The 23,165-nt window shown below is 69.1% G+C and carries 18 protein-coding genes and 1 tRNA gene; 7 read left to right on the top strand and 12 right to left on the bottom strand.

What is annotated here, in order from left to right; genetic code table 11:
* Nucleotides 1-220 precede the first annotated feature (220 nt).
* Nucleotides 221-757, bottom strand: coding sequence for a ComEA family DNA-binding protein (locus AC1DSZ_RS09170; RefSeq protein WP_476838065.1), 537 nt, complete (start codon nt 755-757; stop codon nt 221-223).
* Between the two features lie 323 nt (nt 758-1,080).
* On the opposite strand from AC1DSZ_RS09170, the gene AC1DSZ_RS09175 reads away from it, so the two are divergent.
* From AC1DSZ_RS09175 to AC1DSZ_RS09195, 5 genes are all read left to right on the top strand, one after another.
* Nucleotides 1,081-1,917 (top strand): ABC transporter ATP-binding protein, encoded by an 837-nt coding sequence (locus AC1DSZ_RS09175; RefSeq protein ID WP_476838066.1) that lies wholly within the window; start codon nt 1,081-1,083, stop codon nt 1,915-1,917.
* Between the two features lie 5 nt (nt 1,918-1,922).
* Nucleotides 1,923-2,708 (top strand): ABC transporter permease, encoded by a 786-nt coding sequence (locus tag AC1DSZ_RS09180; RefSeq protein ID WP_188519724.1) that lies wholly within the window; start codon nt 1,923-1,925, stop codon nt 2,706-2,708.
* Between the two features lie 59 nt (nt 2,709-2,767).
* On the top strand, nt 2,768-3,790 hold the full coding sequence (locus AC1DSZ_RS09185) for an ABC transporter substrate-binding protein (RefSeq protein WP_476838067.1): 1,023 nt from the start codon (nt 2,768-2,770) through the stop codon (nt 3,788-3,790).
* A gap of 279 nt (nt 3,791-4,069) precedes the next feature.
* Nucleotides 4,070-4,483, top strand: a complete 414-nt coding sequence (locus tag AC1DSZ_RS09190) for a DUF1236 domain-containing protein (RefSeq protein ID WP_476838068.1) — start codon at nt 4,070-4,072, stop codon at nt 4,481-4,483.
* 97 nt (nt 4,484-4,580) lie between these two features.
* Nucleotides 4,581-5,486, top strand: coding sequence for a hypothetical protein (locus AC1DSZ_RS09195; protein WP_476838069.1), 906 nt, complete (start codon nt 4,581-4,583; stop codon nt 5,484-5,486).
* Nucleotides 5,487-5,538: 52 nt separating this feature from the next.
* On the opposite strand, the gene AC1DSZ_RS09200 is transcribed toward AC1DSZ_RS09195, so the two are convergent.
* The 9 genes from AC1DSZ_RS09200 to AC1DSZ_RS09240 form a co-directional block, all read right to left on the bottom strand.
* Nucleotides 5,539-7,020: a protein adenylyltransferase SelO gene (locus AC1DSZ_RS09200; protein ID WP_476838070.1), complete on the bottom strand. Its 1,482-nt coding sequence runs from the start codon at nt 7,018-7,020 to the stop codon at nt 5,539-5,541.
* 115 nt (nt 7,021-7,135) lie between these two features.
* Entirely contained in the window at nt 7,136-9,442 is a 2,307-nt protein-coding gene (locus tag AC1DSZ_RS09205; protein WP_476838071.1) for an MHYT domain-containing protein, read from the bottom strand.
* Between the two features lie 100 nt (nt 9,443-9,542).
* A complete protein-coding gene (locus AC1DSZ_RS09210; protein ID WP_476838072.1) occupies nt 9,543-11,504 on the bottom strand; it encodes a molybdopterin biosynthesis protein in 1,962 nt (653 codons plus the stop codon).
* Nucleotides 11,501-12,559: a MoeA family protein gene (locus AC1DSZ_RS09215; protein WP_476838073.1), complete on the bottom strand. Its 1,059-nt coding sequence runs from the start codon at nt 12,557-12,559 to the stop codon at nt 11,501-11,503. The genes AC1DSZ_RS09210 and AC1DSZ_RS09215 overlap by 4 nt, the downstream gene beginning before the upstream one ends.
* A 4-nt stretch (nt 12,560-12,563) precedes the next feature.
* The gene (locus tag AC1DSZ_RS09220) at nt 12,564-13,814 is read right to left on the bottom strand and encodes a molybdopterin molybdotransferase MoeA (protein WP_476838074.1); all 1,251 of its coding nucleotides are present in this window, start codon (nt 13,812-13,814) and stop codon (nt 12,564-12,566) included.
* 3 nt (nt 13,815-13,817) lie between these two features.
* A complete protein-coding gene (gene mobB, locus AC1DSZ_RS09225) occupies nt 13,818-14,348 on the bottom strand; it encodes a molybdopterin-guanine dinucleotide biosynthesis protein B (protein WP_476838075.1) in 531 nt (176 codons plus the stop codon).
* Between the two features lie 4 nt (nt 14,349-14,352).
* Nucleotides 14,353-17,115, bottom strand: coding sequence for a formate dehydrogenase subunit alpha (gene fdhF / locus AC1DSZ_RS09230; RefSeq protein ID WP_476838076.1), 2,763 nt, complete (start codon nt 17,113-17,115; stop codon nt 14,353-14,355).
* A 13-nt stretch (nt 17,116-17,128) separates the two neighbouring features.
* Entirely contained in the window at nt 17,129-18,844 is a 1,716-nt protein-coding gene (locus tag AC1DSZ_RS09235) for an NAD(P)H-dependent oxidoreductase subunit E (RefSeq protein WP_476838077.1), read from the bottom strand.
* A gap of 186 nt (nt 18,845-19,030) precedes the next feature.
* The gene (locus AC1DSZ_RS09240) at nt 19,031-20,692 is read right to left on the bottom strand and encodes an OFA family MFS transporter (RefSeq protein ID WP_476838078.1); all 1,662 of its coding nucleotides are present in this window, start codon (nt 20,690-20,692) and stop codon (nt 19,031-19,033) included.
* A 355-nt stretch (nt 20,693-21,047) separates the two neighbouring features.
* On the opposite strand from AC1DSZ_RS09240, the gene AC1DSZ_RS09245 reads away from it, so the two are divergent.
* Together AC1DSZ_RS09245 and AC1DSZ_RS09250 are read left to right on the top strand one after the other, a co-directional pair.
* A complete protein-coding gene (locus tag AC1DSZ_RS09245) occupies nt 21,048-21,833 on the top strand; it encodes an ABC transporter substrate-binding protein (RefSeq protein WP_476838160.1) in 786 nt (261 codons plus the stop codon).
* A gap of 12 nt (nt 21,834-21,845) precedes the next feature.
* The gene (locus tag AC1DSZ_RS09250) at nt 21,846-22,037 is read left to right on the top strand and encodes a DUF6494 family protein (protein WP_476838079.1); all 192 of its coding nucleotides are present in this window, start codon (nt 21,846-21,848) and stop codon (nt 22,035-22,037) included.
* Nucleotides 22,038-22,041: 4 nt separating this feature from the next.
* On the opposite strand, the gene AC1DSZ_RS09255 is transcribed toward AC1DSZ_RS09250, so the two are convergent.
* Together AC1DSZ_RS09255 and AC1DSZ_RS09260 are read right to left on the bottom strand one after the other, a co-directional pair.
* Nucleotides 22,042-22,740, bottom strand: coding sequence for an ABC transporter permease (locus AC1DSZ_RS09255; RefSeq protein ID WP_476838161.1), 699 nt, complete (start codon nt 22,738-22,740; stop codon nt 22,042-22,044).
* Nucleotides 22,741-22,866: 126 nt separating this feature from the next.
* Nucleotides 22,867-22,942 (bottom strand) — tRNA-Lys (locus AC1DSZ_RS09260).
* Nucleotides 22,943-23,165: the final 223 nt, after the last annotated feature.

The following is a 23,165-nucleotide window of genomic DNA, read 5'->3' on the forward strand; positions in this document are numbered from 1 at the left end:
GGCAGACCAGCTTGGACGACTCAGCCTTCTGGAACCCCTCGTCCTTCGAGACGCCATGCGAAGTCGCATGGCTCCTCATGATGAGGGGCGTGGAGCGAGTAGTCGGCCAGACTCTTAGGCCGGGCGGGTTCAGGCGGCTTGGCCGGGAACGCAGGCCAATTGTGAAAAAAAAGCCCCGGCGGAGCGATCCGCCGGGGCTTTCTCGTGAGAACTGCGCTGCTTACTGCGCGATAGCGAGGTCCTTGATCGCCGCCTCGGCGTTGGACGGGATCACGTTGCGGGCCTGGAAGTCGGCCCAATCCTTGAACTTGCCCTTGGCGCGAGCCTCGACGATGGCCTTGGCGCGAGCCGGGCCGATCTGCGGCAGCTTGTCGAGCTGCTCGACCGTGGCGGTGTTCAGGTTGACCTTGGCGCCCGTGACGGCGGCGGCCGGAGCGGGAGCTGCCACTGCCGGCTTGGCCGGGGTCGCGACCGCAGGCGTCGCCGCGACTGCAGGCGTCGCCGCGGGAGCGGCCGGAGCCGCCATGGCGGGCTTCGCCGGAGCTGCAGCCGAAGGCGCGGCCGGAGCGGCCACGACCGGCTTGGCCGGCACGGTCGCCGCAGGCGTCGCCGGCTTCGCGGGGACGGCCGGCTTTGCGGGCACGGTTGTGGCGGGCGGGATCACGGTCGGAGCCGTGGCGGGCGCGGTCTGCGCCAGGGCGGGACCGGCCAGGAGACCGAGGACAGCGGAAGCGGCGAGAAGGCGAGAGATGGACATGATTGGGTCCGGTCCTGGGGCCCGGCGAAGTTGTATCCACCGGGCCGGCCGGGCGGCGGCGACTGGCGGCGGCTCGTTGTTGAGCCATGCATAGGAAGCCGCGACACCGTGACTCAAATTTGACTTTTTGCAAGCAAAGCTGCGCTCAAGCTCACATTGATTGTGGCGTCGCGCTCGTGGGCGCCAAGCTCTGCGGCTGGCGCAGCGCTCGCCTTCTCGGCTGAACCGGCGGCCCGTTGTTCTTGCCCTCGATCCCGCCGCTGACTACCGTGACGGCCGAAAACAGGCCGCATGGCCGGTCGGGAAAACGGGAGAGCGTCGGGATGGTGGTGTTGCGCGTCATCGAACGCGATGCGCCAGGAGCCAAGCCGCCGGCCGTGGCGCTGGACGGCGTGTCGATCGCGTATGGCGGCGGAGCCCAGCCGCTCTACGAAGCCGTCGCGCCCACCAATCTGCGGGTCGCCGAAAGCGAGTTCGTCGCGATTGTGGGGCCGACCGGGTGCGGAAAGTCGACATTGCTGAATGCCGCCGCCGGTCTGCTGAAACCGGCCAGCGGCGCGGTGGCGATCTTCGGCGAGCCGCTGTCTGGGCTGAACGGCAAGGCCGGGTACCTGTTTCAACAGGACGCCCTCATGCCCTGGAAGACCGCGCTGGAGAACGTCGCGATCGCGATCGAGGTCGGCGGGACCCCGGCCGTCGAGGCGCGCAAGCAGGCCAAGGCGTGGCTCGGCCGGGTCGGCCTGTCAGCCTTCGCGGACCGCTACCCGCACCAGCTCTCGGGCGGCCAGCGCAAGCGCGTCGGGCTCGCGCAGGTGCTGATCCGCGATCCCAAGATCCTGCTGATGGACGAGCCTTTCGGGCCGCTCGACGCCCAGACCCGGCAGATCATGGGCACGCTGCTGTTGGAGCTCTGGGCGACCGACCGCAAGGCGGTGCTGTTCGTCACGCATGATCTCGAGGAGGCGATCGCGCTGGCCGATCGCGTCGTGATCATGTCCTGCGGCCCGAAGGCGCGCATCATCGGCGACCACGCCATCGATCTGCCGCGCCCGCGCGACGTGGCCGAGGTGCGGCTCGACCCGCGCTTCCACGCGCTGCACCGGGCGATCTGGAGCGAGCTGCGCGACGAAGTCACAAAGGCGTATGGAGCGGCGACGTGATCGGCATATCGCGCACCAAGCTCTTCGCCCTGCAGGCGCTGGTCGCCGCCGTGGCGCTGCTGATCTGGCATGTCGGCTCGACCGTGCCGATCGGCGGGACCTACCTGCTGCCGAAGTTCTTCTTCTCGACGCCGGGCGACGTGATCGCGCGCATCTGGAAGCTGTTCGCGGGCGGGCAGATCTGGAAGCACCTGTCGATCACGCTCACCGAGACCGTGCTGGCGTTTCTGATCGGCTCGGTCGGCGGCGTGCTGTTCGGGTTCTGGTTCGCCCGCAAGCCGATCGTGGCTGCGGTGTTCGACCCCTACGTCAAGATGGCGAACGCGCTGCCTCGCGTGGTTCTCGCGCCCATCTTCATGCTGTGGCTGGGGCTCGGCATCTGGAGCAAGGTGGCGCTCGGCGTCACGCTGGTGTTCTTCATCGTGTTCTTCAACGTCTACCAGGGCGTGAAGGAGGTGAGCTCCGTGGTGCTCGCCAATGCGCGGCTGATGGGCATGAACGAGCGCCAGCTGTTCCGGCACGTTTATTGGCCCTCGGCGCTGAGCTGGATGTTCTCGTCGCTGCACACGTCGGTGGGGTTTGCGCTGGTGGGCGCGGTGGTTGGCGAGTATCTCGGCTCGGCGGCCGGGCTCGGCTACCTCATCCACGAGGCCGAGGGCGTGTTCGACGTCACCGGCGTCTTCGCCGGCATGGTGATCCTGGCCGCCTTCGTGCTGTTCATCGACTGGCTGGTGACGCTGATCGAGAACCGGCTGCTGGTGTGGCGTCCGCAACCTGCGAGCCATGCCTGAGTTCACGTTCAACTATAACGAGATGAAGGTTCACAAGAACCGGATCAGGGAGTGAAAACATGAGTCCGTTCAAGCTGATCGCCACGGCGGCTGCGGCGCTGCTGCTGGCCGGGAGCGCCGCCTTCGCGCAGGCGCCCGAGAAGAAGGACATCAAGCTCGGCGTGGGCGGCAAGGCGCTGCTCTACTACCTGCCGCTCACCATCGCGGAGCGGAAGGGCTTCTTCAAGGAGCAGGGGCTCGACGTCGAGATCTCGGACTTCGCCGGCGGCGCGAAGTCGCTGCAGGGACTCGTGGGCGGCTCGCTGGACGTGGTGACGGGCGCGTATGAGCACACGATCCGCATGCAGGCGAAGGGCCAGGACATCCGCGCCGTGCTGGAGCTCGGTCGCTTCCCGGGCATCGCGGTGGGGATCGCGAAGGCCAAGGCGGACGCCTACAAGTCGCCGAAGGACCTCAAGGGCATGAAGATCGGCGTCACCGCGCCGGGCTCCTCCACCAACATGCTGGTCAACTTCCTGCTCGCCAAGGAAGGCCTCACCCCGCAGGACGCGTCCTTCATCGGCGTCGGCAGCGCCCAGTCGGCGGTGGCGTCCATCCGCAACGGGCAGCTCGACGCGATCTCGCACCTGGAGCCGGTGCTCTCCATGCTGGAGCGCTCGGGCGACATCAAGATCGTGGTCGACACCCGCACGGAGGAAGGCACCAAGGCGCTGTTCGGCGGCTCCAACCCGGCGGCGGTGCTCTATGTGAAGAAGGACTTCATCGACAAGAACCCCAACACCGTCCAGGCGCTCACCAACGGCCTCTACAAGGCGCTGGTGTGGATCAACAAGTCCTCGCCGGCCGAGATCGCCGCCGCGGTGCCGGAGGAGTACCTGCTGGGCGACAAGGAGCTCTACGAACTCGCGGTGAAGAACTCCAAGCCGACCTACTCGCAGACCGGCATCGTGTCCGAGAGCGGCATGAAGAGCACGCTCGACATGCTGAAGCAGTTCGACGCCGAGCTGAAGGACGCCAAGGTGGACCTCGCGACGACGTTCGACGACCGCTTCGCCAAGAAGGCGGCTGCTACGATCAAATAGCGCGCCTCTTTTCAAGCGTGTGACCAGACGGCCGGGGCTGCATGCTCCGGCCGTTTCGTTTTGGCATCCCAGTGTCACACAACAAGTTTCCAATCGCGCTTGATTTTTTCATTGAAGCAGGCGGAAAGCATCGGGTTTCGGGTTGTGGATGAATGCTTATTCATGTTTGTCATGAACACGTATTCATAAACCACATTATCAATCCATCGATGACGATTTCTGGAACCGCCCGACGGTCATCTCGTTGTTTGCGCGGGGGCGGAGCAACGGAGAATGGTCATGAAGAAATCGCTTCTTGCCGCCGCCGCGCTGGCTACAGCTATCGCGATGCCGATGGCCGCGCAGGCGCAGTCTTCTGGTGGCGCCGCTGCGGGCGCGACGGCGGGCGCCGTGGGCGGCGCGGTTGTGGGCGGCCCGGTCGGGGCCGTGGTGGGCGGCGCGACGGGCGCTGTCGTGGGCGGCCTGACGGGTCCGGAAGAGACCAAGTTCAAGGAATACGTGGTGCGTGAGCACCGGCCGTCCGTACGGGTCCAGGAAAAGGTCGTGGTCGGCGAGACCCTGCCGTCCTCGGTGCAGTTCTATGAGGTGCCCGAGACCGTCGGCGTGAAGACCAAGTACCGCTACTCGGTCGTGAACGACCGGACCGTGCTGGTCGACCCGAGCACCCGCCGCGTGGTGCAGGTCATCGACTGACCTATCGCCGACGAGGGGCGGGCCTGACGTCCGCCTCATCCAATCAAGAGCCGGGATGCCGCCGCAAGGCGCCCCGGCGACCAGAAGGGAACATGTCATGAAACTCGCAAGCCTCGGGCTCGCCCTCGCGCTCGTCAGCACGACGGCGCTGGCCCAGACCAGCCTTTCCACCAGCGGCGGCGCCAACGCCTCCGGCGGCGCCTCGATGAGCTCCGGCTCGGGCTCCGATTCGTCCACCATGCAGCGCCAGAAGAGCGGCTCGGCCGAGAAGCAGAGCACGGGCGCGACCACCCAGCGCTCGTCCCAGCGGACCGGCGTCAGCGGCGAAGCCTCCGGCTCGGCCAGGGTCGAGGGTTCCTCGGCGACCCGCGTCGAGGGCCGGACCACGGTCGGCTCGCGAAGCCGCGAAGAGGGCGGCGTCTCGATCCGCACCCGGACGCGCACCACCGAAGGCAGCCCCAGCGTCTCGGTTCATCGCCGCTCGGTGACGAGCTACGACGACGAGCCGACCACGACGACCATCCGCCGCAAGCGCATCGTGCATCGCTATGACGAGCCGCGCCGCAAGTACGTGGTCGTGCGCAAGCACAAGCGCCACTACGTCGAAGAGCCGTCCGTGACCATCCGCAAGAAGCGCCACATCGTGCGCACCTGGCAGGATGAGCCGTCCTCCGTTACGCGCAGCCGCACGGTGACCCGCTACGGCCATTCCGAGCCGTCCACCAGCGTGTCGATCCGGGCCGGCGAGCGCAGCCGCTCCACGACCCGCTTCTCGGCCGAGAGCCGCGAGCGCGGCGAGGCGGCGATCACCCGTTCGCAGACGCGCAACGTCGAGACCGGCTCCGTGCGCGGCAAGGCCGAGATGCAGGGCTCCGGTTCGGTGAACAGCGGCTCGACCTCGCGTTCCTCCGGCTCGATGAGCGGCAAGGCCGGCGGCTCCATGGGCATGCAGGGTTCGGGCGGCTCGCAGAGCGTCAAGCCGCAGACCGGCGCTGCGCAGTAAGCGCCTGATCGAGAACCAGCTTAAGAGGCGCGGCCCGCGGGTCGCGCCTTTTTCATGTGCCGCAATAGGTCACATAAGCCTGCGGGCTCGGCGGCGGCGCTTCCGCGTAGGCGGCGAACTCGGGCTGGTCGTCGTAGGGACGGGCCAGAACCTGCAGCAGCTCCTCGAACGGCGCGAAATCCTGGCGCTCCACGGCTGCCGCGATCATGCGCTCCACTAGGTGGTTGCGCGGGATGAAGGCGGGGTTCGCGCGCCGCATCGCGCTCGCGCGCTCGGCCGGGGCGACGGCGGGTTCCGCAGCCAGGCGGTCGCGCCAGCGCGCCAGCCAGGCGTCGACGCCGGCGAGGTCCATGAACATGTCGCGAACCGGGCCGCTCGCCTCGGGGTCGGCGGCGAGGTCGGACAGCCGGCGAAACAGCACCGTGAAATCGACCCGGTCGGCCGTCATCAGCGACAGCAGCGCGGACGCGAGCGCGAGGTCGTCCGGCCCCTCGGTCGTGAGCCCCAACTTCCGCCGCAGGCCGGCCAGGTAGGAGGCGTTGAAGCGGTCGACATAGGCGTCCAGCGCCGCCTGCGCGTCCGCAACGGCCTTGTTCTCGTCCTCGCCGAACAGCGGCAGCAGAGCCTCGACGAGCCGGGCGAGGTTCCACTGCGCGATGCCGGCCTGCGCCCCGTAGGCGTAGCGGCCTTGCCGGTCGATGGAGCTGAACACCGTGGCGGGGTCATAGGCGTCCATGAACGCGCAGGGGCCGTAGTCGATGGTTTCGCCGGAAACCGACATGTTGTCGGTGTTCATGACGCCGTGAATGAATCCGAGCAGCAGCCATTGGGCGATCAGGTCGGCCTGCCGGCGCACAACGCCCTCGAAGAAGGCCAGGTAGGGGTTCGGCGCTGCGGCGGCAGCCGGATCATGCCGCGCGATGGCGTAGTCGGCGAGCTTGCGCAGGGAGGTGAGGTCGCGGCGCGCGGCGAAGAACTGGAACGTGCCAACCCGAATGTGGCTGGCGGCGACACGCGTCAGCACCGCGCCGGGCAGGATGTCCTCGCGCATCACGTGCTCGCCGGTCATCACAGCCGCGAGCGCGCGCGTCGTCGGGACGCCGAGCGCCGCCATGGCCTCGCTGACGAGGTATTCGCGCAGCACCGGCCCCAGCGCCGCCCGGCCATCGCCGCCGCGCGAGAACGGGGTCGGGCCGGAGCCCTTCAGCTGGATGTCGCGGCGGCGGCCGGCGCGGTCGATCACCTCGCCGAGCAGGATCGCGCGACCGTCGCCCAGTTGCGGCGAGAAGTGCCCGAACTGGTGCCCCGAATAGGCGGCCGCGATCGGCTCGGCCCCGCCCGGGATGCTGGACCCCGCGAGCGCCGCCACGCCTTCGGGAGACGCCAGCGCGTCGGCGTCGAGGCCGAGCTCCTCGGCGAGCGCGTGGTTCAGCCGCACGAGCCGCGGCGCTCCGACGGGCGTCGGCCTGGTCCGCGTGAAGAACGGCCCATCGAGGCGGGCGTAGCTGTTGTCGAAGGGAAGCGAAATCGTCACGGGCCGAGAACTCCGGCGGCGCTGGAAAGCGCCCTAGGGTCGGTAGATGGGCCTTGGCGCCCTCCGGGGCGAGTCCCCGGCGGCTCAGGGTTCTGTTTCGGTTGTGCGGAAGGATTCAGGCGAGCTTGGGCCGGAAAGGGACGACGCCGTCGGGTTCGGGGCCCTGTACGGCCTGGTCGACGGCCCGCGCCAGCGTGTTCTGGTCGAACGGCTTGTTGAGGCGCGGCAGGCTCTGCGCGGCCGCGGAGAGCTCCGCGTAGCCGGTGGCGAGGATGACCGGCAGCCCGGGCCGCTCGACGTTGAGGCGCTCGATGAGCTCGATGCCGGTCATGCCCGGCATGACGTGGTCGGTGACGACGACATCCAGCGACCGGGCGCGGCTCGCCATTTCGAGCGCCTCCCGGCCCGACCGCGCCTCGAGGACGCGATGGCCGAGATCCTCCAGCATGGCGGCGGTGTTCTCGAGCACCAGCGGATCGTCATCCACGACCAGCACCGTGTAGGCACGGGGCGCCATGCGCGGGTAGGGGATCACGGTCGCGGGCGCGGCCTCCGGCTCGGTATCCTCGGAGATCGGCAAACGGATCTCGGCGATCGTCCCCTCGCCCTTACGGCTCTTCAGGACGAGACGTCCATTGGACTGCTCGGCGAGGCCGTGCACCATGGAGAGGCCCAGCCCCGTCCCCTTGCCGACGCCCTTGGTGGTGAAGAACGGCTCCTGCGCCCGCGCGAGGGTCGCTTCGTCCATGCCTTCGCCGGTGTCCTGGACCCAAAGGCTGGCGTAGCGCGTGGCGCTCCCGGCGCCATCCGCCGGAGGCTCCTCGCGGGCGCCGATGGTGATCTGGCCGCCGCCCGGCATGGCGTCACGCGCGTTGACGACGAGGTTCAGCAACGCGAGTTCGAGCTGGTTGGCGTCCACCTGCACGCGCGGCAGCCCGAGCGGGAACCGCGTTTCGATGGTGATCTGGGGGCCGATGGACCTGTTCAGCAACTCCGTCATGCCGCGAACCAGATCGGGCAGGTCCACCGCGCGCGGGTTCAGGTCCTGGCGTCGCGCGAAGGCCAGCATGCGCTGGGTCAGCGATGCGCCGCGTTCCGCGCCCTGGATGGCGTTGTCGATCAGGCGGGTGATGCGCGGATCGTCGGACGGCACGCGCTTGCGCAGCAGATCGAGGCTGCCCAGGATCGCCATCAGCAGGTTGTTGAAGTCGTGCGCCACTCCGCCGGTGAGCTGGCCGACGGCTTCCATCTTCTGGCTTTGCGCCAGCGCCTCGCGCGTCCGGTCCAGCGCTTCCTGCGCCTGTTTGCGTTCGGTGAAATCGCGCGTGATCTTGGCGTAGCCCACGAGCTCGCCGCGCGCGTCCCGAATAGGATCTATCACGATGCTGGCCCAGAACAGCGATCCGTCCTTGCGGACCCGCCAGGTCTCGTCCTCGAACTTGCCGGTGGCGGCGGCGGTCTTCAGGGCCGCCTCCGGCGCGCCGATGGCCTGCGCCTCGGCGGTATAGAACCGGGACAGGTGGCTGCCGACGATCTCCTGCGCGGTGTAGCCCTTGATGCGTTCGGCGCCGGCGTTCCAGTTGGCGACGCGCCCGTCGCGGTCGAGCATGAAGATGGCGTAGTCGGTGACGCTCTCGACCAGGAGGCGGAAGCGTTCCTCGCTCTCGCGCAGCGCCGTGGCCTCGCGCGAGGTCAGGTTCGCGAAGTGGCGGTCGAACATCGCGGCCACGAGGGCGAGGACGAGGATCAGGAACGTCGTGCTGGTGATCCACAACGCCAGCTTGGTCTGGGACAGATCCGCGACATCGTTCAGCGAGCCGATGCTCTGCACGGCCGAGAAGGTCGAGCCCGCCATCGCGACGTAGTGCATGCCCGAGATAGCCGCGCCCATGATGAGGGCGGCCAAGGCCCGCTCGGCGACCGTGGAGTTGCGGAATGCCAGCCACAACGCCAGCGTGGCGGCCCCGATGGCGATCAGCACCGACAGGACGACAGTCAGCCGCGCGTAGGTGAGCTCGGCGGGCATCTGCATCGCGGCCATTCCGGCGTAGTGCATGCCCGCAATGCCGAGCCCCATGACGAAACCGCTCGCCAGGAGCGCCGGCCGGCTCTGGCGAAACCGGTCCACGGTGGAGAACCCGAAGGCGGTCGCGAGGATCGGCAATGCGAGCGAGAGCAGCGTCAGGCCAAGATCGTAGCGGACCTCTACGCCGGGCAGCTGAAAAGCCAGCATGGCGATGAAATGCATGGACCAGACGCCGCCGCCCATCGCGATCGCGGAGGCGGCGAGCCATCCATGCGCGGGCCAACCACTCGTGGCGCGCATCCGGGCCGCGAGATCGAGCGCCGTATAGGACGCCGTCACCGCGATCACGATGGACAAGGCGACCAGCAGGGAGTCGTGGGCGCCGGCGTGGTGCATGGTGGCGGCTGGCTCTTCGATGCCCTGTTCTGGGCGAATCTTGGTTTCGGCTCGGCTCAGTGTCTAGTGTGATTGCGAATTCTTCGACCGATGATTGCAATCAGGCCGGGTCTACAATCGGTTTGAAGCCGATGCGCTGCAAAACCGACACGGTCTCGGGCGCTTTCAAGGCGCGCAGGAAGGCTTGAACGGCCGGCGCTCCCAAACGGGAGCGCCGGACCACGAAGTCGTAGCTCTCGTCCAGGATGGGCAGGAACCCAAGGCCATAGGCGTCCGCGACGGGCTTGATGGTCACGCCCCAATCGGCGCGCCGATGCGCCACAGCGGCGCCGACGGCATTGTGGGATCGGGGCTGGTTCCGGTAGCCCTCCGGCTTGCGCCCGCCGAGCAGCCTGTCGGTGAGGATGCGGGTGCCGGAACCCGGATTGCGGTTCACCATCAGCAACGACGGGTCATCCGCCGCCCGCTCGAGCGCACGTTCGAGCGACAGTTCGGCGAAGCGCTCGTCCTGCGCCCGAAACACCAAGCCTTGCGGCCGGCCCCAGCCGCGGATCAGCTCGGCGTCTTCGGGCACGAAGGCGGTGTTGTAGTCGCCGGACTCGGGATCCATCAGGTGGATCGGCGCGATGTCGCATTCGCCGCGCCCGAGCGCAGCGAGACCCGCAAGGCTCCCGACAGCGATGCTGCGGGCGGAGACGCCCTCAAGGGCGAGTTTGTCCAGAATGGGCTCGAGCCCGACGCAGTGGCTGCCGACGATCACCAGGTCGGGCGGGCGATGGCCGGGGTCCAGCAAGGTTATGGTTGCGGTTGCGCCGGCGTCGAGACCGTCATGAAGGGCGTCGATGGTGAGGAAGCCGTCCGCCTGCGAGAAGCTCGAGACCGCGCCGGAGCCTTTGCCCAGCGGAAACGCCACAAGGCCGTCCTCCGCGCGCGTCAGCGACGCCATCACGAATTCTGTGCGGCCAAGCTCCGACGCGATGCGCACCGGCACGCGCGCCTCCACGCTCGCCTCGGCGCGACCGGGCTGGCCGGCGAGACGGCGCAACACCGGCGCGACGATGTCGTGGAAGGTGAACATCGCCGACGTGGGGAAGCCGGGGAGCACCACCACGGGTTTTCCGGCGCAGACCGCGAGGCACAGCGGCTTGCCGGGCTTCAGCGCGACGCCGTGAGCCACGATGCCGGGGGCGCCCAGCCGGTCGATGAGCCGGTAGGTGAGGTCGCCCGCGCCCTTGCTGGTGCCGCCGGACAGGATCACGGCGTCGCATCGCCCATGGGCGTCGCGCAGCGCCGCTTCCAGCGCGTCCAGATTGTCCGGCACGGCCCCGTAGCGCACGGGCTCGCAGCCGTTCTCGGCCAGCGCGGCGGCCACGATCGGGCCGTTGGAATCGTAGATCTGCGCCGGGCCGAGCGGCGCGCCGGGCTGCACCAGCTCGTCGCCGGTGGACAGCACCGCGACGCGGGGGCGGCGCCAGACCTCCACGGCGGCGACGCCGCAGGCGGCCAGCATGCCAATCTCGCGGGCGCCCAGCACCGCGCCGGCGCGCAGCACGACCTCGCCGCGGGCCATGTCGGAGCCCGCATACGCCATGGCGCCGCCGGGCGGGGCGGAGCGGCGGACCCAGATCGCGGCGTCGCCGTCCGGATCGGTATGCTCGATCATCATCACTGCGTCGGCGCCGCGCGGCATCGGCCCGCCGGTCGCGATCGGGGTGGCGGTTCCGGGCGCCACCGCGAGGGCGGGCGAGACGCCGCACGCGATGGTCTCGGCGTTCAGCACGAGGCGGACGGGCGCGTCATCGGTCGCGGTCGCGAGATCGGCGGAGCGGACCGCGAAGCCGTCCATCTGCGACCGATCGAAAGGCGGCACGTCGATGGGGGCCGGAACCGAGCGGGCCAGCACGCGGCCGAGGCAGGCGTCGAGCGAGACGGTTTCGCAGCCCAACGGCCTCGGGTCCAGCGCAGCCGTCCAGCGCACCAGGGCTTCGTCGCGCGACAGGACGGACAGGAACTGGGCCTGGTCGGCGGACGCCTCGGCAGGGGGCTTGGTGGGAGCGCTCACGGCACATCTCCAAAGGGGCGCGCCGGCAGCATCGCGCCAACGGGCGCGCCCTCGCTGTCGGGCGGGATCAACGCCCAAGCGGCTGCGCGGGCCAGCGTCGCGATCGTGATGTCCCCCACGGTGAGGGGCGTCCAACGCTCGCCCTCAACGCCCAGCAGCCCGATTTCGCTCCAGCCGATGCGGGACGCGATCTTACGGGCCAAGGGCATGCTGCGGGCGGGAGCGGGACCTTCGACGCCGGCCAGGCGGTCCAGCAGCGGCGCGATGATCGCAAGCGCAACAGCCGCCGCCGGGCCGAAGCCGGGCGGGAGCCGCAACACGGCGCGGCCTTTCTCGATGGCGATCCAGGTCGCCTCGCCGGGCGCGAGGCCGAGGGCTTCGCAGATCAGGCCCTCGCCGGTGGTGGGGGGCGGGCTCCAGGGCGCGATCAGCACGGATGCTCCTGCGCCGTCGTCGGCTGCGATGGCCCGGCCGAGCAGCCCGGCGATCACCGCGCGGGTGGCGGGGTCGCAGTCGGCCGCGAACGCGACCGTGGAGCGCCGGGCCGGGACGGCCTCGACGCCCGCTTGCGCGCATGCGACAGCCTGGTGGGCGGACAGGCGCTGGCCTCCCCGGGCGAGCGTCTCGCCGGCCCGGACCTCCGCGCCGGCCGCGCGGACGTTGTCGAAGGGCGCGGCCGCCTCGGATGCGGTCGGGATCGGGCCGCCGGCGTCCACCGCGCCAAGGGGCAGCGCGGCGTCGGTTCCGGCCGGCAGGGCGTCGCCGGCCGCGACGCGGACAGGCGCCGTCGACAGCGCGGCCGGGCCGTAGGGCGACGCCCCGACGGTGTCGGAGGCCAGCACGGCCCAGCCGTTGCGCAGCGCGGTGGGGAACCGCGGCAAGGCCCGGGGCGCCACGACATCGGCGGCGAGGACAGAGCCGACCGCGTGATCGATCGGGACCTGCCGCGCCGGAGCGGGGCCCAACGCCTCCGCGATCCGGTCCAGAACCGTCGCGACGGGCGTCAGGCGCATCACCGTGGAAGGGCGCGCGGGGGGCGTCGCGCCTTGGGTCAACGGGTCACCACAGCAGGCCGTAGGGGATGAAGCGGGCGCTTTCGCCCGGCTCCACGGTGAGCCGGTCTTCCTCGAGTTCGATCAGCCCGGCGGTCTCGGTGAGCGAACTCAGCACGCCGGCTCCGTCGCGCGGGTGCTTGGCCGCCGTGACGCCGCCATCCGTGTCCTGCCGCAGGCTGACGCGGACATATTCGCGGCGTCCGGCCTTCTTGCGATAGCTGAAGCCGCACCGCACCGGGAACGCCTGCAAGGGCTCCAGCGTCTCGCCGCGCAGGCGGGCGACGAGGGGGCGCAGCACGTGCGCGCCGGTGACGAACACCGCGACCGGGTTGCCTGGCAGGCCTACGAGCGGCGTTCCGTCCACGACGCCCAGCGCCACCGGCCGGCCCGGCTTGATGGCGAGCCGCCAGAACACCATGGAGCCGGTCGCCTCCACGGCGGCGCGGACATGGTCCTCCTCGCCCATCGAGACGCCGCCGGACGTGACCAGCAGGTCGTGGGCGCCGGCCGCCTCCTTCAGCGCCGCCTGTACGGCGTCGCGGTCGTCCCGCAGCCGGCCGAGATCGCTGACCTCGACGCCCATGCGGGCGAGCAGGGCCGCCAGCAGGGCGCGGTTGCAATCGTAGATCTGGGCGGGGCCCAGCGTCTCGCCGGGCTCGCGCAGCTCGTCGCCGGTGGAGAACAGGCCGACGCGCAGACGGCGGCGCACCTGGAGGGAGGCGCAGCCCAGCGCCGCCGCGAGGGCGACGTCCTGCGGCCGCAGACGCCGGCCGGCCGGCAACGCCAACGACCCACGCTCGGTGTCCTCGCCGGCGCGCCGCAGGTTGGCCCCGTGCTTGAGGCCGGGCGGAAGCAGGACGTGGTCGCCGTCGAGCGTCACGTCCTCCTGCATGAAGACGATGTCGGTTCCGGCCGGAACGGGCGCGCCCGTGAACACGCGGGCGGCGGAGCCGGCGCCCAGCGCAGCAGCGCCGTGTCCTGCCGCCACGCGACCCCGAACGGGGAGGCGGGTGGCGGCCCCGGGAGCGAGGTCCGCCATGCGAGCCGCGTAGCCGTCCACGGCGGAGTTGTCGAAGGGCGGCAGGGCGATGGGCGCGACGAAATCGTGGGCCAGCACGCGGCCGTCCGCGCTCCAGAGCGGCGCATCCTCGACGCCGGCCAGGATCGGCAGCCGCTCGGCGATCAACGCGATCGCCTGGTCCACAGGCATCAGCTCGCCGCCGAACGCGAAGGCGTCGTCCGTGAGTTGCGCCATGGCCTAATCCCCTGCTTCGAGACCAGCCAACACATGGCGGATCGGCTGCGCGGCTTCAAGCAACGCTTCCGCCACGCGTGCCGGTTCTCGCAGGGGCAGCACCGGCACGCGCGCGGCCGGGCAGGGGTCGTCGGAGGCGACGAGCACGATGGCGTCGTCGTCGGCATGCAGCGGCGGCTTGCCGACCGCCGCGCGCCAGATCTCGAGCTTCGGGATGGGCTCGCGCTTGAAGCCTTCCACGATCACGAGATCGCAGGGCGAGAGCTTGCCCAGAAGCTCGGCCAGCCGCGGTTCGGGCGCGCCGCGGCCTTCGTGCATCAGCGCCCAGCGGGTCGCGGAGGAGACCAGCACCTCGGTCGCGCCGGCCTGCCGGTGGACCCAGGAATCCTTACCGGGCATGTCCACGTCAAAGGCGTGGTGGGCGTGCTTGACCGTCGAAACCGAGAGCCCGCGCGCGGTCAGCAGCGGGATGAGGGCGGTCAGCAGGGTGGTCTTCCCCGAGCCGCTCCATCCCGCCAGGCCGATCACGCGCACGCGGCTACTCCGCGGCGGTCGCAGCCGCCTCCGCCGAAACCCGCACGGCGCAGAACTTGAACTCCGGGATCTTGCCGAAAGGGTCCAGCGCCGGGTTGGTGAGCAGGTTCGCGGCGGCCTCCGCGTAGCAGAACGGCATGAACACCATGTTCTGCGGCACGTCACGGTCCGCCCGCACCTTCACCGAAACTGCGCCGCGGCGCGTTTCCATGCGGATGAAGTCGCCGGCGCGCACGCCCATGCGACCCATGTCGCGCGGCGACATGAAGGCCACGGCCTCGGGCTCGAGGTCGTCGAGCACGCCGGCGCGGCGGGTCATGGAGCCCGTGTGCCAATGCTCCAGCACGCGGCCGGTGGAGAGCACCATCGGGTACTCCTCGTCCGGCACTTCGTCGGGCGGGGTGACGCGGGCTGGCACGATCTTGCCGCGGCCGGACTCGGTCGGGAAGCCCTGCGCGAAGATGATCTCGTTGCCGGGCTTGTCGGGCGCATCCACCGGATAGGTGACCGCGCCTTCGCGCTCCAGCCGCTCCCAGGTGATGTTGGCGAAGGAGGGCATCACCATCGCCATCTCGGTGAAGATCTCGCCCGGATGCGTGTAGTTCCAGGGCAGCCCCATGCGGCGCGCCAGCTCCTGGATGATCCACCAATCCTGCCGGGCGTCGCCCGGCGGCTTCACGACCTGGCGGGCAATCTGCACGCGGCGGTCGGTGTTGGTGAAGCTGCCGACCTTCTCGGCGAAGGCGGAAGCCGGCAGCACCACGTCGGCGTGGAAGGCCGTCTCGGTGAGGAAGAGGTCCTGCACGACGAGGTGGTCGAGCTTGGCCAGCGCCTCGCGGGCGTGCTGGAGGTCCGGATCGGACATCGCCGGGTTCTCACCCTCGATGTACATGCCGCGGATTTCGCCGGCGTGGATCGCGTTCATGATCTCGACGACCGTGAGCCCGCGCTTGTCGTCGAGCTCGCTCTGCCAGAACTCCGAGAACATCTTGTGGATGTCCGGCTTCTCGACGGACTGGTAGTCGGGGAAAACCATCGGGATCAGGCCGGCGTCGGAGGCGCCCTGCACGTTGTTCTGGCCGCGCAGCGGATGCAGGCCGGCGCCGGGGCGGCCGATCTGGCCGGTGGTGAGCGCCATCGCGATCAGGCAGCGGGCGTTGTCGGTGCCGTGCACGTGCTGGCTGATGCCCATGCCCCAGAAGATCAGCGAGGCCTTGGAGCGGGCGTAGAGCCGCGCCACTTCGCGCAGGGTCTGGGCGTCGACGCCGCAGACGGGAGCCATGCGCTCGGGCGTGAACTCCTTGATGCGCTCCTTCAGCTCCTCGAAGCCTTCCGTGTAGCCGGCGATGTAGTTGTCGTCGGTCAGGCCCTCTTCGATGATGGTGTTGAGCATGGCGTTGAGCATCGCCACGTCGCTGCCGGGCTTGAACTGCAGGTGGTAGGTCGCGTGCCGCGACAGGGTCTGGCGGCGCGGATCGGCGACGATCAGCTTCGCGCCGTTCTTCACCGCGTTCTTGATGTAGGTGGCGGCGACCGGGTGGTTCACGGTCGGGTTCGCGCCGATCACGATGATAACCTCGGCGTCCAGGGCGGCCGCGAACGGCGCCGACACCGCGCCCGAGTTCACGCCCTCCATCAGCGCCGCCACCGAGGAGGCGTGGCACAGGCGCGTGCAGTGGTCGACGTTGTTGGAGCCAAAGCCGGTGCGCACCAGCTTCTGAAACAGGTAGGCCTCCTCGTTGGAGCCCTTGGCGGAGCCGAAGCCGGCCAGCGCCTTGCGGCCGTGCTGGTCCCGGATGTTCTTCAGGCCGAAGCCTGCGGCGTCCAGCGCCTCTTCCCAGGTCGCCTCGCGGAAATGCGTCCACGGGTTGGCCGGGTCGACCTGGTCGTTGGCGTGCTTGGGCGCGTTCGGCAGGCGAATGAGCGGCTTGGTCAGCCGGTCCGGATGGTGGATGTAGTCGAAGCCGAACCGGCCCTTGACGCAGAGGCGGTTCTGGTTGGCCGGGCCGTTGCGGCCCTCGGCGTAGACGATCTTCTCGTCCTTGACGTTGTAGGTGACCTGGCAGCCGACGCCGCAATAGGGGCAGAGCGAGTCGACCTTTTTGTCCGGGTAGACCGTGCGGGTCTGGTTGTCGTCCAGATAGGCGGCCGGCATGAGAGCGCCGGTCGGGCAAGCCTGCACGCACTCGCCGCAGGCCACGCAGGTGCTTTCGCCCATCGGGTCGTCGAAATCGAACACGATCTTGGCGGCGGCGTTGCGATACGCCATGCCGATCACGTCGTTGACCTGAACCTCGCGGCAGCCGCGGGCGCAGAGGCCGCACTGGATGCAGGCGTCGAGGTTCACCCGCATGGCGGTGTGGCTGACGTCGGAAGCCCAGCGCTCGGCGGCCGGGAAGCGGCTCTCGGTGACGCCGGTCTTGTCGGCCCAGTTCCAGAACTTGGAATCAGGGTTGTGCGAGGTCTCGCGCTCGGGCTGGTCGGCGACCAGGAGCTCCATCACCATCTCGCGCGCCTTCTCGGCGCGGGCGGAGGCGGTCTTCACCTTCATGCCGACGGTCGGGGCGCGCATGCAGGAGGCGGCGAGCACGCGCTCGCCCTCGATTTCCACCATACAGACGCGGCAGTTACCGTCCGGCCGGTAGCCCGGCTCGGGCAGGTAGCACAGATGCGGGATCTGCACGCCCTCGCGCTGGGCGACCTGCCAGATCGTCTCGCCGGGGGCTGCTTCGACGGTCTTGCCGTCCAGTTCGAAAGTCACGTTCATGGCGTGCAGTCCCTTACTCGGCCGCCACGCGGGGGGCGAATTCGTCGGGGAAATATTTGATGACGCACATCAGTGGGTTCGAGGCCGCCTGGCCGAGACCGCAGATGGAGGCGTCGCGCATGGTCTGGGACAACTCCGTGAGGAGCTCCTGGTCCCACACCGGCCGGTTCATCAGCTTCACGGCCTTTTCGGTGCCGATGCGGCAGGGCGTGCACTGGCCGCAGCTCTCGTCCTCGAAGAAGCGCATCAGGTTCAGCGCCGCGGAGCGCATGTCGTCCTTGTCGGACAACACCACAACGGCGGCCGAGCCGATGAAGCAGCCGTACTTCTCGAGCGTGCCGAAATCGAGCGGGATGTCGTCCATGTGGGCGGGCAGGATCCCGCCCGAGGCGCCGCCCGGCAGGTAGGCCTTGAAGCTGTGGCCGTCCTGCATGCCGCCGCAAAACTCGTCGATGAGCTCGCGGATGGTGACGCCGGCCGGGGTGAGCTTCACGCCCGGGTTCTTGACGCGGCCCGAGACCGAGAAGGTGCGCAGGCCGACCCGGCCGTTGCGGCCCTGGCCGGTCCACCACTCGGCGCCCTTTTCGACGATGTCGCGCACCCAGTAGACGGTCTCGACATTGTTGATGAGCGTCGGCAGGCCGAACAGGCCGACCTGGAACGGATAGGGCGGCTTGTGGCGCGGCAGGCCGCGCTTGCCCTCGAGGCTCTCTAGCAGGGAGGATTCCTCGCCGCAGATATAGGCGCCGGCGCCGCGACGCATATGGATGCGCGGGCCGCCCTCGGGCAGCTTGGCGATTTCGCGGATGAGGATCTCACGCGCGACCGGATATTCGTCGCGCAGGTAGAGGTAGACGTCGTCGGCCTCCACCACATGGGCGCCGATCAGCGTGCCTTCCAGGAAGCGGTGCGGGTCGGTGTTGAGGTAGTGGCGATCCTTGAAGGTGCCGGGCTCGCCCTCGTCGGCGTTGATCGCCATGACGCGCGGGCCGGGCTCGCCGCGCACGGCGCGCCACTTGCGGGCCGTCGGGAAGCCTGCGCCGCCAAGGCCGCGCAGGCCGGCGCCGTCCAGCTTGGTCAGCAGTTCGTCGACCGACATCTCGCCGCTGCGCAGTTTGCCGAGCAGGGCGTAGCCGCCGCCCGCCACATAGGAATCGTAGTCGACATAGTCGTCCGGCACGTGCGGGTGCGTGTCTCCGGCCTCGATGGCGGCGGCGACGTTTGCGGGCGTGGCCTGGTGGATGAAGTGGTGGCCGACCTCGGCCACGGGCGCCTGGTCGCACAGACCCACGCAAGGGGCGCGCACGACGCGCACGTCGGGGCCGACCTGGGCCTTGAGGTCGGCGATGAGCTTCTCCGAGCCATAGAGTTCGCAGGTGAGGCTGTCGCAGACGCGAACCGTCAGCGGCGGGATGGCGGGCTCACCTTCCTTCACGACATCGAAATGGGCGTAGAAGGTGGCGACCTCGAACACTTCCGCGAAAGCCATCTTCATCTCGTCCGCGAGTGCGGCGAGGTGGGCGGCGGAGATCTGGTGATAACGGTCCTGGATGAGGTGCAGGTGCTCGATCAGCAGATCGCGGCGACGCGGGCTGTCGCCGAGGAGATCGATCACTTCCTGCAGGGCGACGGGATCGACCTGCCGGCCCTTGGGGGTGGATTTGGCGCGCTTGCGGCCCAAGCCGGGATGCTCGAAGCGCAGCACGTTCTGATCGCGATTGTCGCTCATTCTTGGCTCGGCCCGTTTCCTCTCACCTCGGTCGGAACTTGGCGATCCGTATCGGAGGTATCTGGCATGCCAGCAATCAGACCACAGGTCCGCGACGCTGTCATTACTGCAGCGCAGCAAAACGCTGCGCCTTGTGGTCGCTGGCTTGGGCGGCGCCGGCAGCGGACTGCGGGCGCCGCCCCGGTCTCAGCGGAACAACACGAGGGACTTCGACAACGTGATCCACACGCCCCAGACGATCGGGATGCCGACCGCCAGCCAGGCAAGGCCTGACAGCGGCGTAAGCCCGCCGCGGCCGATGCCGAAGGCCCCGCCCTGGGTCGCCGCAGCCGCCCCCTTGGCCTTGGCCTGCAGGGCGGCGACTTCCTCCTCCTTCATGAACCACTTCTCGTTCAGCGGCCGGATCGTGAGGTTGATCAGGAAGCCGAGCACCAGCATGCCGGCCAGGATGTACATCGTCCGGTCATAGACCTGGGCGCGCGGCACGCCGGCGGCGATCTGCGCCTCGCGGATGTAGTTCACCACCACCGGGCCGATGATGCCCGCCGTCGACCACGCGGTCAGCAGGCGGCCGTGGATCGCGCCGACGAACTGCGTGCCGAAGATGTCGGCCAGATAGGCCGGCACCGTCGCGAAGCCGCCGCCGTACATCGACAGGATGATGCAGAAGAACCCGATGAACAGGATCATGCTTCCCGCATGCGCGGCCCACGGGGCCAGGGCGTAGAGCAGGATGCCAAGGCCGAAGAAGGTCGCGTAGGTCATCTTGCGGCCGATGTGGTCCGACATCGACGCCCAGAAGAAGCGGCCGCCGATGTTGAACAGCGACAGCAGGCCCACGAAGGCCGCCGCGATGGTGGCAATCGACTTCTTCTGGTCGGGGTTCAGATCGGTGAAGCCGACGGCGGGCTGGCCGATTAGCGAGCCGGCGAAGATCTCCTGCAGCATGGGCGAGGCCATGCCGAGCACGCCGATGCCGGCGCTGACGTTCAGCATCAGCACCAGCCAGATCGCCCAGAACTGCCACGTCCGGTGCGCGTCGCGCAGGTGGACGTCGCGGTGGGTGATCATCGCGTTGGTGGACTCGGTGGGAGCCGTCCAGCCTTCCGGGCGCCAGCCGGCGGGCGGCACGCGGTAGCCGAACGCGCCAGCCATCATGAACACGAAGTAGATCGCCGCCATGGTGACGAAGGTCTGCCAGACGCCGACGGAGGTGGGCGTCTTGAAGTAGTTCATCAGCATGTCGGCCAGCGGCGAGCCGATCATCGCGCCGCCGCCGAAGCCCATGATGGCCATGCCGGTCGCCATGCCGCGCCGATCCGGGAACCACTTGATGAGGGTCGAGACGGGCGAGATGTAGCCGAGGCCGAGGCCGATGCCGCCGATCACGCCGGAGCCCAGCCACAGCAACCAGAGCTGGTGGGTGTAGACGCCGAGCGCCGAAATCAGGAGGCCGCCGCACCAGCACAGCGCCGAGACGACGCCCGCCTTGCGGGGTCCCGCGCGCTCGAGCCAACCGCCCCAGATGGCGGCCGCGGAGCCGAGCAGCACGAAGAACAGGGTGTACATCCAGCCGAGATCACTGACCTTCCAGTCGCAGGTCGTCGTGAACAGGGCGCTCGCAAAGCCGAGATCCGGGCAGGCGACAGGCTTGCTGACGCCAAGCGCCTGCGACAGCGGCAGCCAGAACACGCTGAAGCCATACGCCATGCCGATGCACAGGTGGATGGCCAGGGCGGCCGGCGGAACCAGCCATCGATTGAATCCAGCTTTCGCGATGATGCGTTCGCGGTCGAGCAGGCCAGCGGCCGTGCCCGTGGCGGACCCGGGGGCGGTCGTCACACTCATGTGCTTCCTCCTGAGGCGTCCGTTGCTCGAACGCTCGGTCGACGCCCGGAGTTGTTCCAGGGCGCTTACGTCATGTGTATCGGCTCACAAGGTGCAAGCCATCGCGCTTACGAGTGTGATTTGAAGGCAGACCAACTATACTTTCGTCTAGGCTCGCGGGCTTTCATTGAGAACGACGCGCGTCGGTTGCAACTCCGTCAATGGCACGTGAGATTTCTTGGAAATACGGAGAGACTTTCGTCAGTTCGCGCCGGCTTGCGATGCGGCGGAGCGGCTGCCTATGCTGCCGCCCTCGGAAGGAGGATCCATGCTGAAGAATATCGTGTCGGGATTGTTCGCGCTCGGGGTGGCCGTGATGGCGGCGTCGCCGGGCGTCGCGCAGTCGCGCTTCATCACGGTCGCGTCCACGACGTCGACGGAGCAGTCCGGCCTGTTCGGCCACCTGCTCGGGGCATTCACGGCCAAGACCGGCATCGAGGTCCGGGTGGTCGCGGTGGGCACCGGCCAGGCGCTCGACATCGGTCGGCGCGGCGACGCCGACGTGGTGTTCGTGCATGACCGGGCGGCCGAGGACAAATTCATGGCCGAAGGCCAGGGCGTGAAGCGCTTCGACGTGATGTACAACGACTTCATCGTGGTCGGCCCGAAGCAGGATCCCGCCAAGACGGCGCAGGACCCGGACGTGCTGGACGCCTTCCGCAAGATCGCGGCCGCCAAGGCGCCCTTCGTGTCGCGCGGCGACCGCTCGGGCACGCACGCGGCGGAGCTGCGCACGTGGAAGGAGGCGGGCGTGGACATCGCGGCCGCCAAGGATGGCTGGTATCGTGAGATCGGCCAGGGCATGGGCCCGGCGCTCAACATGGCGGCCGCGATTGGCGGCTATGTGCTCGCCGACCGGGGAACGTGGCTGTCATTCAAGAACCGTCAGGATCTCACGATCCTGGTGGAGGGCGACCGGCGGCTGTTCAACCAGTACGGCGTGATGCTCGTGAACCCGCAGAAGCACCCGAACGTGAAAGTGCAGGATGGGCAGGCCTTCGTGGACTGGCTGATCTCGCCGGACGGCCAGGGGTCCATCGCGAGCTACCGGATCGAGGGGCAGCAGCTCTTTTTCCCCAACGCCTCGACCGAACGGTCCTGAGAGGAGACGAGCATGGACGAAGAACGCTTCAACATGGCGCTGCGGAAGTTCCTGAAGGAGGTCGGCGTGACCTCGCAGCGCGAGATCGAGAAGGTCGTGCGCGACGGCAAGGCCACCGGCGGCGTGCTGCGGGTCAAGATGACGCTGACCTCGGACGACGGCTCGCTGAACCACGTGGTGGAAGGCGAGATCCCGGTCGGCTGAACCGTCAGCGAACCTCGGCGACGCGCTGCAGCCCAAAGGCGGCGGCGCTCACGGCGGCGCTGATGGAGATCAGGGTGAGGCCCAGCGCGAGCGCGAGCGCGAGGTCGCCCTTGCTTGTCTCCAGCGCGATCGCGGTGGTCATCGTGCGGGTGAAGCCGCGGATGTTGCCGCCCACCACCAGGATCGCGCCGACCTCGGCCACGCAACGGCCGAAGGCCGCGAGCAGAACCGTCACCAGGGCCCCGCGCGCCATGGAGAGCAGCTCCAGGCAGGCGCGGGCCAGCGATGCGCCATCCACGAGCAGCGCGGCGCCATAGTCGCGCCAGTAGCCCTCCACGGTCCGATGCGTGAGCGCCACGACGATCGGCAGGGCGAGCACCGCCTGCGCGGCCGTCATGGCGGCGGGCGTGAACAGCAGGCCCATGGCGCCCAACGGGCCCGAGCGCGACAGCGCCACATACAAGAGCAACCCGACCACCACGGGCGGAAGCCCGAGCAGCGCGTGCACGGCGACCACCACGGCGTGCCGGCCCGGGAAGCGCCAGACCGCCAGCGCGGCGCCGAGCGGCGCGCCCAACACAAACGCGATCAGCGTCGCCGCGCCGCTGACGCGCAGCGACAGCCCGACGATCCCGAACAATTCGGCGTCCCCACCCACGATGAGGCGTGCGGCGAGGGAAAAAGCGCGCGACAGGTCTTCCACGCGGGCGCAATAGCAGGTTCGGCCGCGAAACACAGCACTGTTACGTTCAGAGAGGTTGAGCGCCAGTGCAGCTCGAGATTAGGGGAGAAGCCGGAGCGACATCACTGCTCGCCTGACGGACTTTGATGGTGGGCGCACAAGGGCTCGAACCTTGGACCCGCTGATTAAGAGTCAGCTGCTCTACCAACTGAGCTATGCGCCCATCAAAGTTGCCGGGGGCCGAAGCCGCCGCGACGAGGGGGTGAGTATCAAAGGCCCGCGGGGATGTCCAGCGGCAGTTTGCATTCCGGCCGCGCTTTTTCGCGCTGAGGGGAGGGCTTCTCATGATCGCCCGGCCCGTAAGCCTCTCCGCCGTCATCCCCGGCGACCTGCGCAGCAGGTCGGGAAGGGGATCCAGGGGCCGCGGGGCCCCGGCTGTGGACCCC

Source organism: Alsobacter sp. P4_H11, from assembly GCF_056400925.1.

Coding starts and splice junctions, on each gene's coding strand:
- AC1DSZ_RS09170 (WP_476838065.1), bottom strand. CDS start 757: ATGTCCATCTCTCGCCTTCTCGCCGCTTCCGCTGTCCTCGGTCTCCTG.
- AC1DSZ_RS09175 (WP_476838066.1), top strand. CDS start 1,081: ATGGTGGTGTTGCGCGTCATCGAACGCGATGCGCCAGGAGCCAAGCCG.
- AC1DSZ_RS09185 (WP_476838067.1), top strand. CDS start 2,768: ATGAGTCCGTTCAAGCTGATCGCCACGGCGGCTGCGGCGCTGCTGCTG.
- AC1DSZ_RS09190 (WP_476838068.1), top strand. CDS start 4,070: ATGAAGAAATCGCTTCTTGCCGCCGCCGCGCTGGCTACAGCTATCGCG.
- AC1DSZ_RS09195 (WP_476838069.1), top strand. CDS start 4,581: ATGAAACTCGCAAGCCTCGGGCTCGCCCTCGCGCTCGTCAGCACGACG.
- AC1DSZ_RS09205 (WP_476838071.1), bottom strand. CDS start 9,442: ATGCACCACGCCGGCGCCCACGACTCCCTGCTGGTCGCCTTGTCCATC.
- AC1DSZ_RS09220 (WP_476838074.1), bottom strand. CDS start 13,814: ATGGCGCAACTCACGGACGACGCCTTCGCGTTCGGCGGCGAGCTGATG.
- fdhF (WP_476838076.1), bottom strand. CDS start 17,115: ATGAACGTGACTTTCGAACTGGACGGCAAGACCGTCGAAGCAGCCCCC.
- AC1DSZ_RS09235 (WP_476838077.1), bottom strand. CDS start 18,844: ATGAGCGACAATCGCGATCAGAACGTGCTGCGCTTCGAGCATCCCGGC.
- AC1DSZ_RS09240 (WP_476838078.1), bottom strand. CDS start 20,692: ATGAGTGTGACGACCGCCCCCGGGTCCGCCACGGGCACGGCCGCTGGC.
- AC1DSZ_RS09245 (WP_476838160.1), top strand. CDS start 21,048: ATGGCGGCGTCGCCGGGCGTCGCGCAGTCGCGCTTCATCACGGTCGCG.
- AC1DSZ_RS09250 (WP_476838079.1), top strand. CDS start 21,846: ATGGACGAAGAACGCTTCAACATGGCGCTGCGGAAGTTCCTGAAGGAG.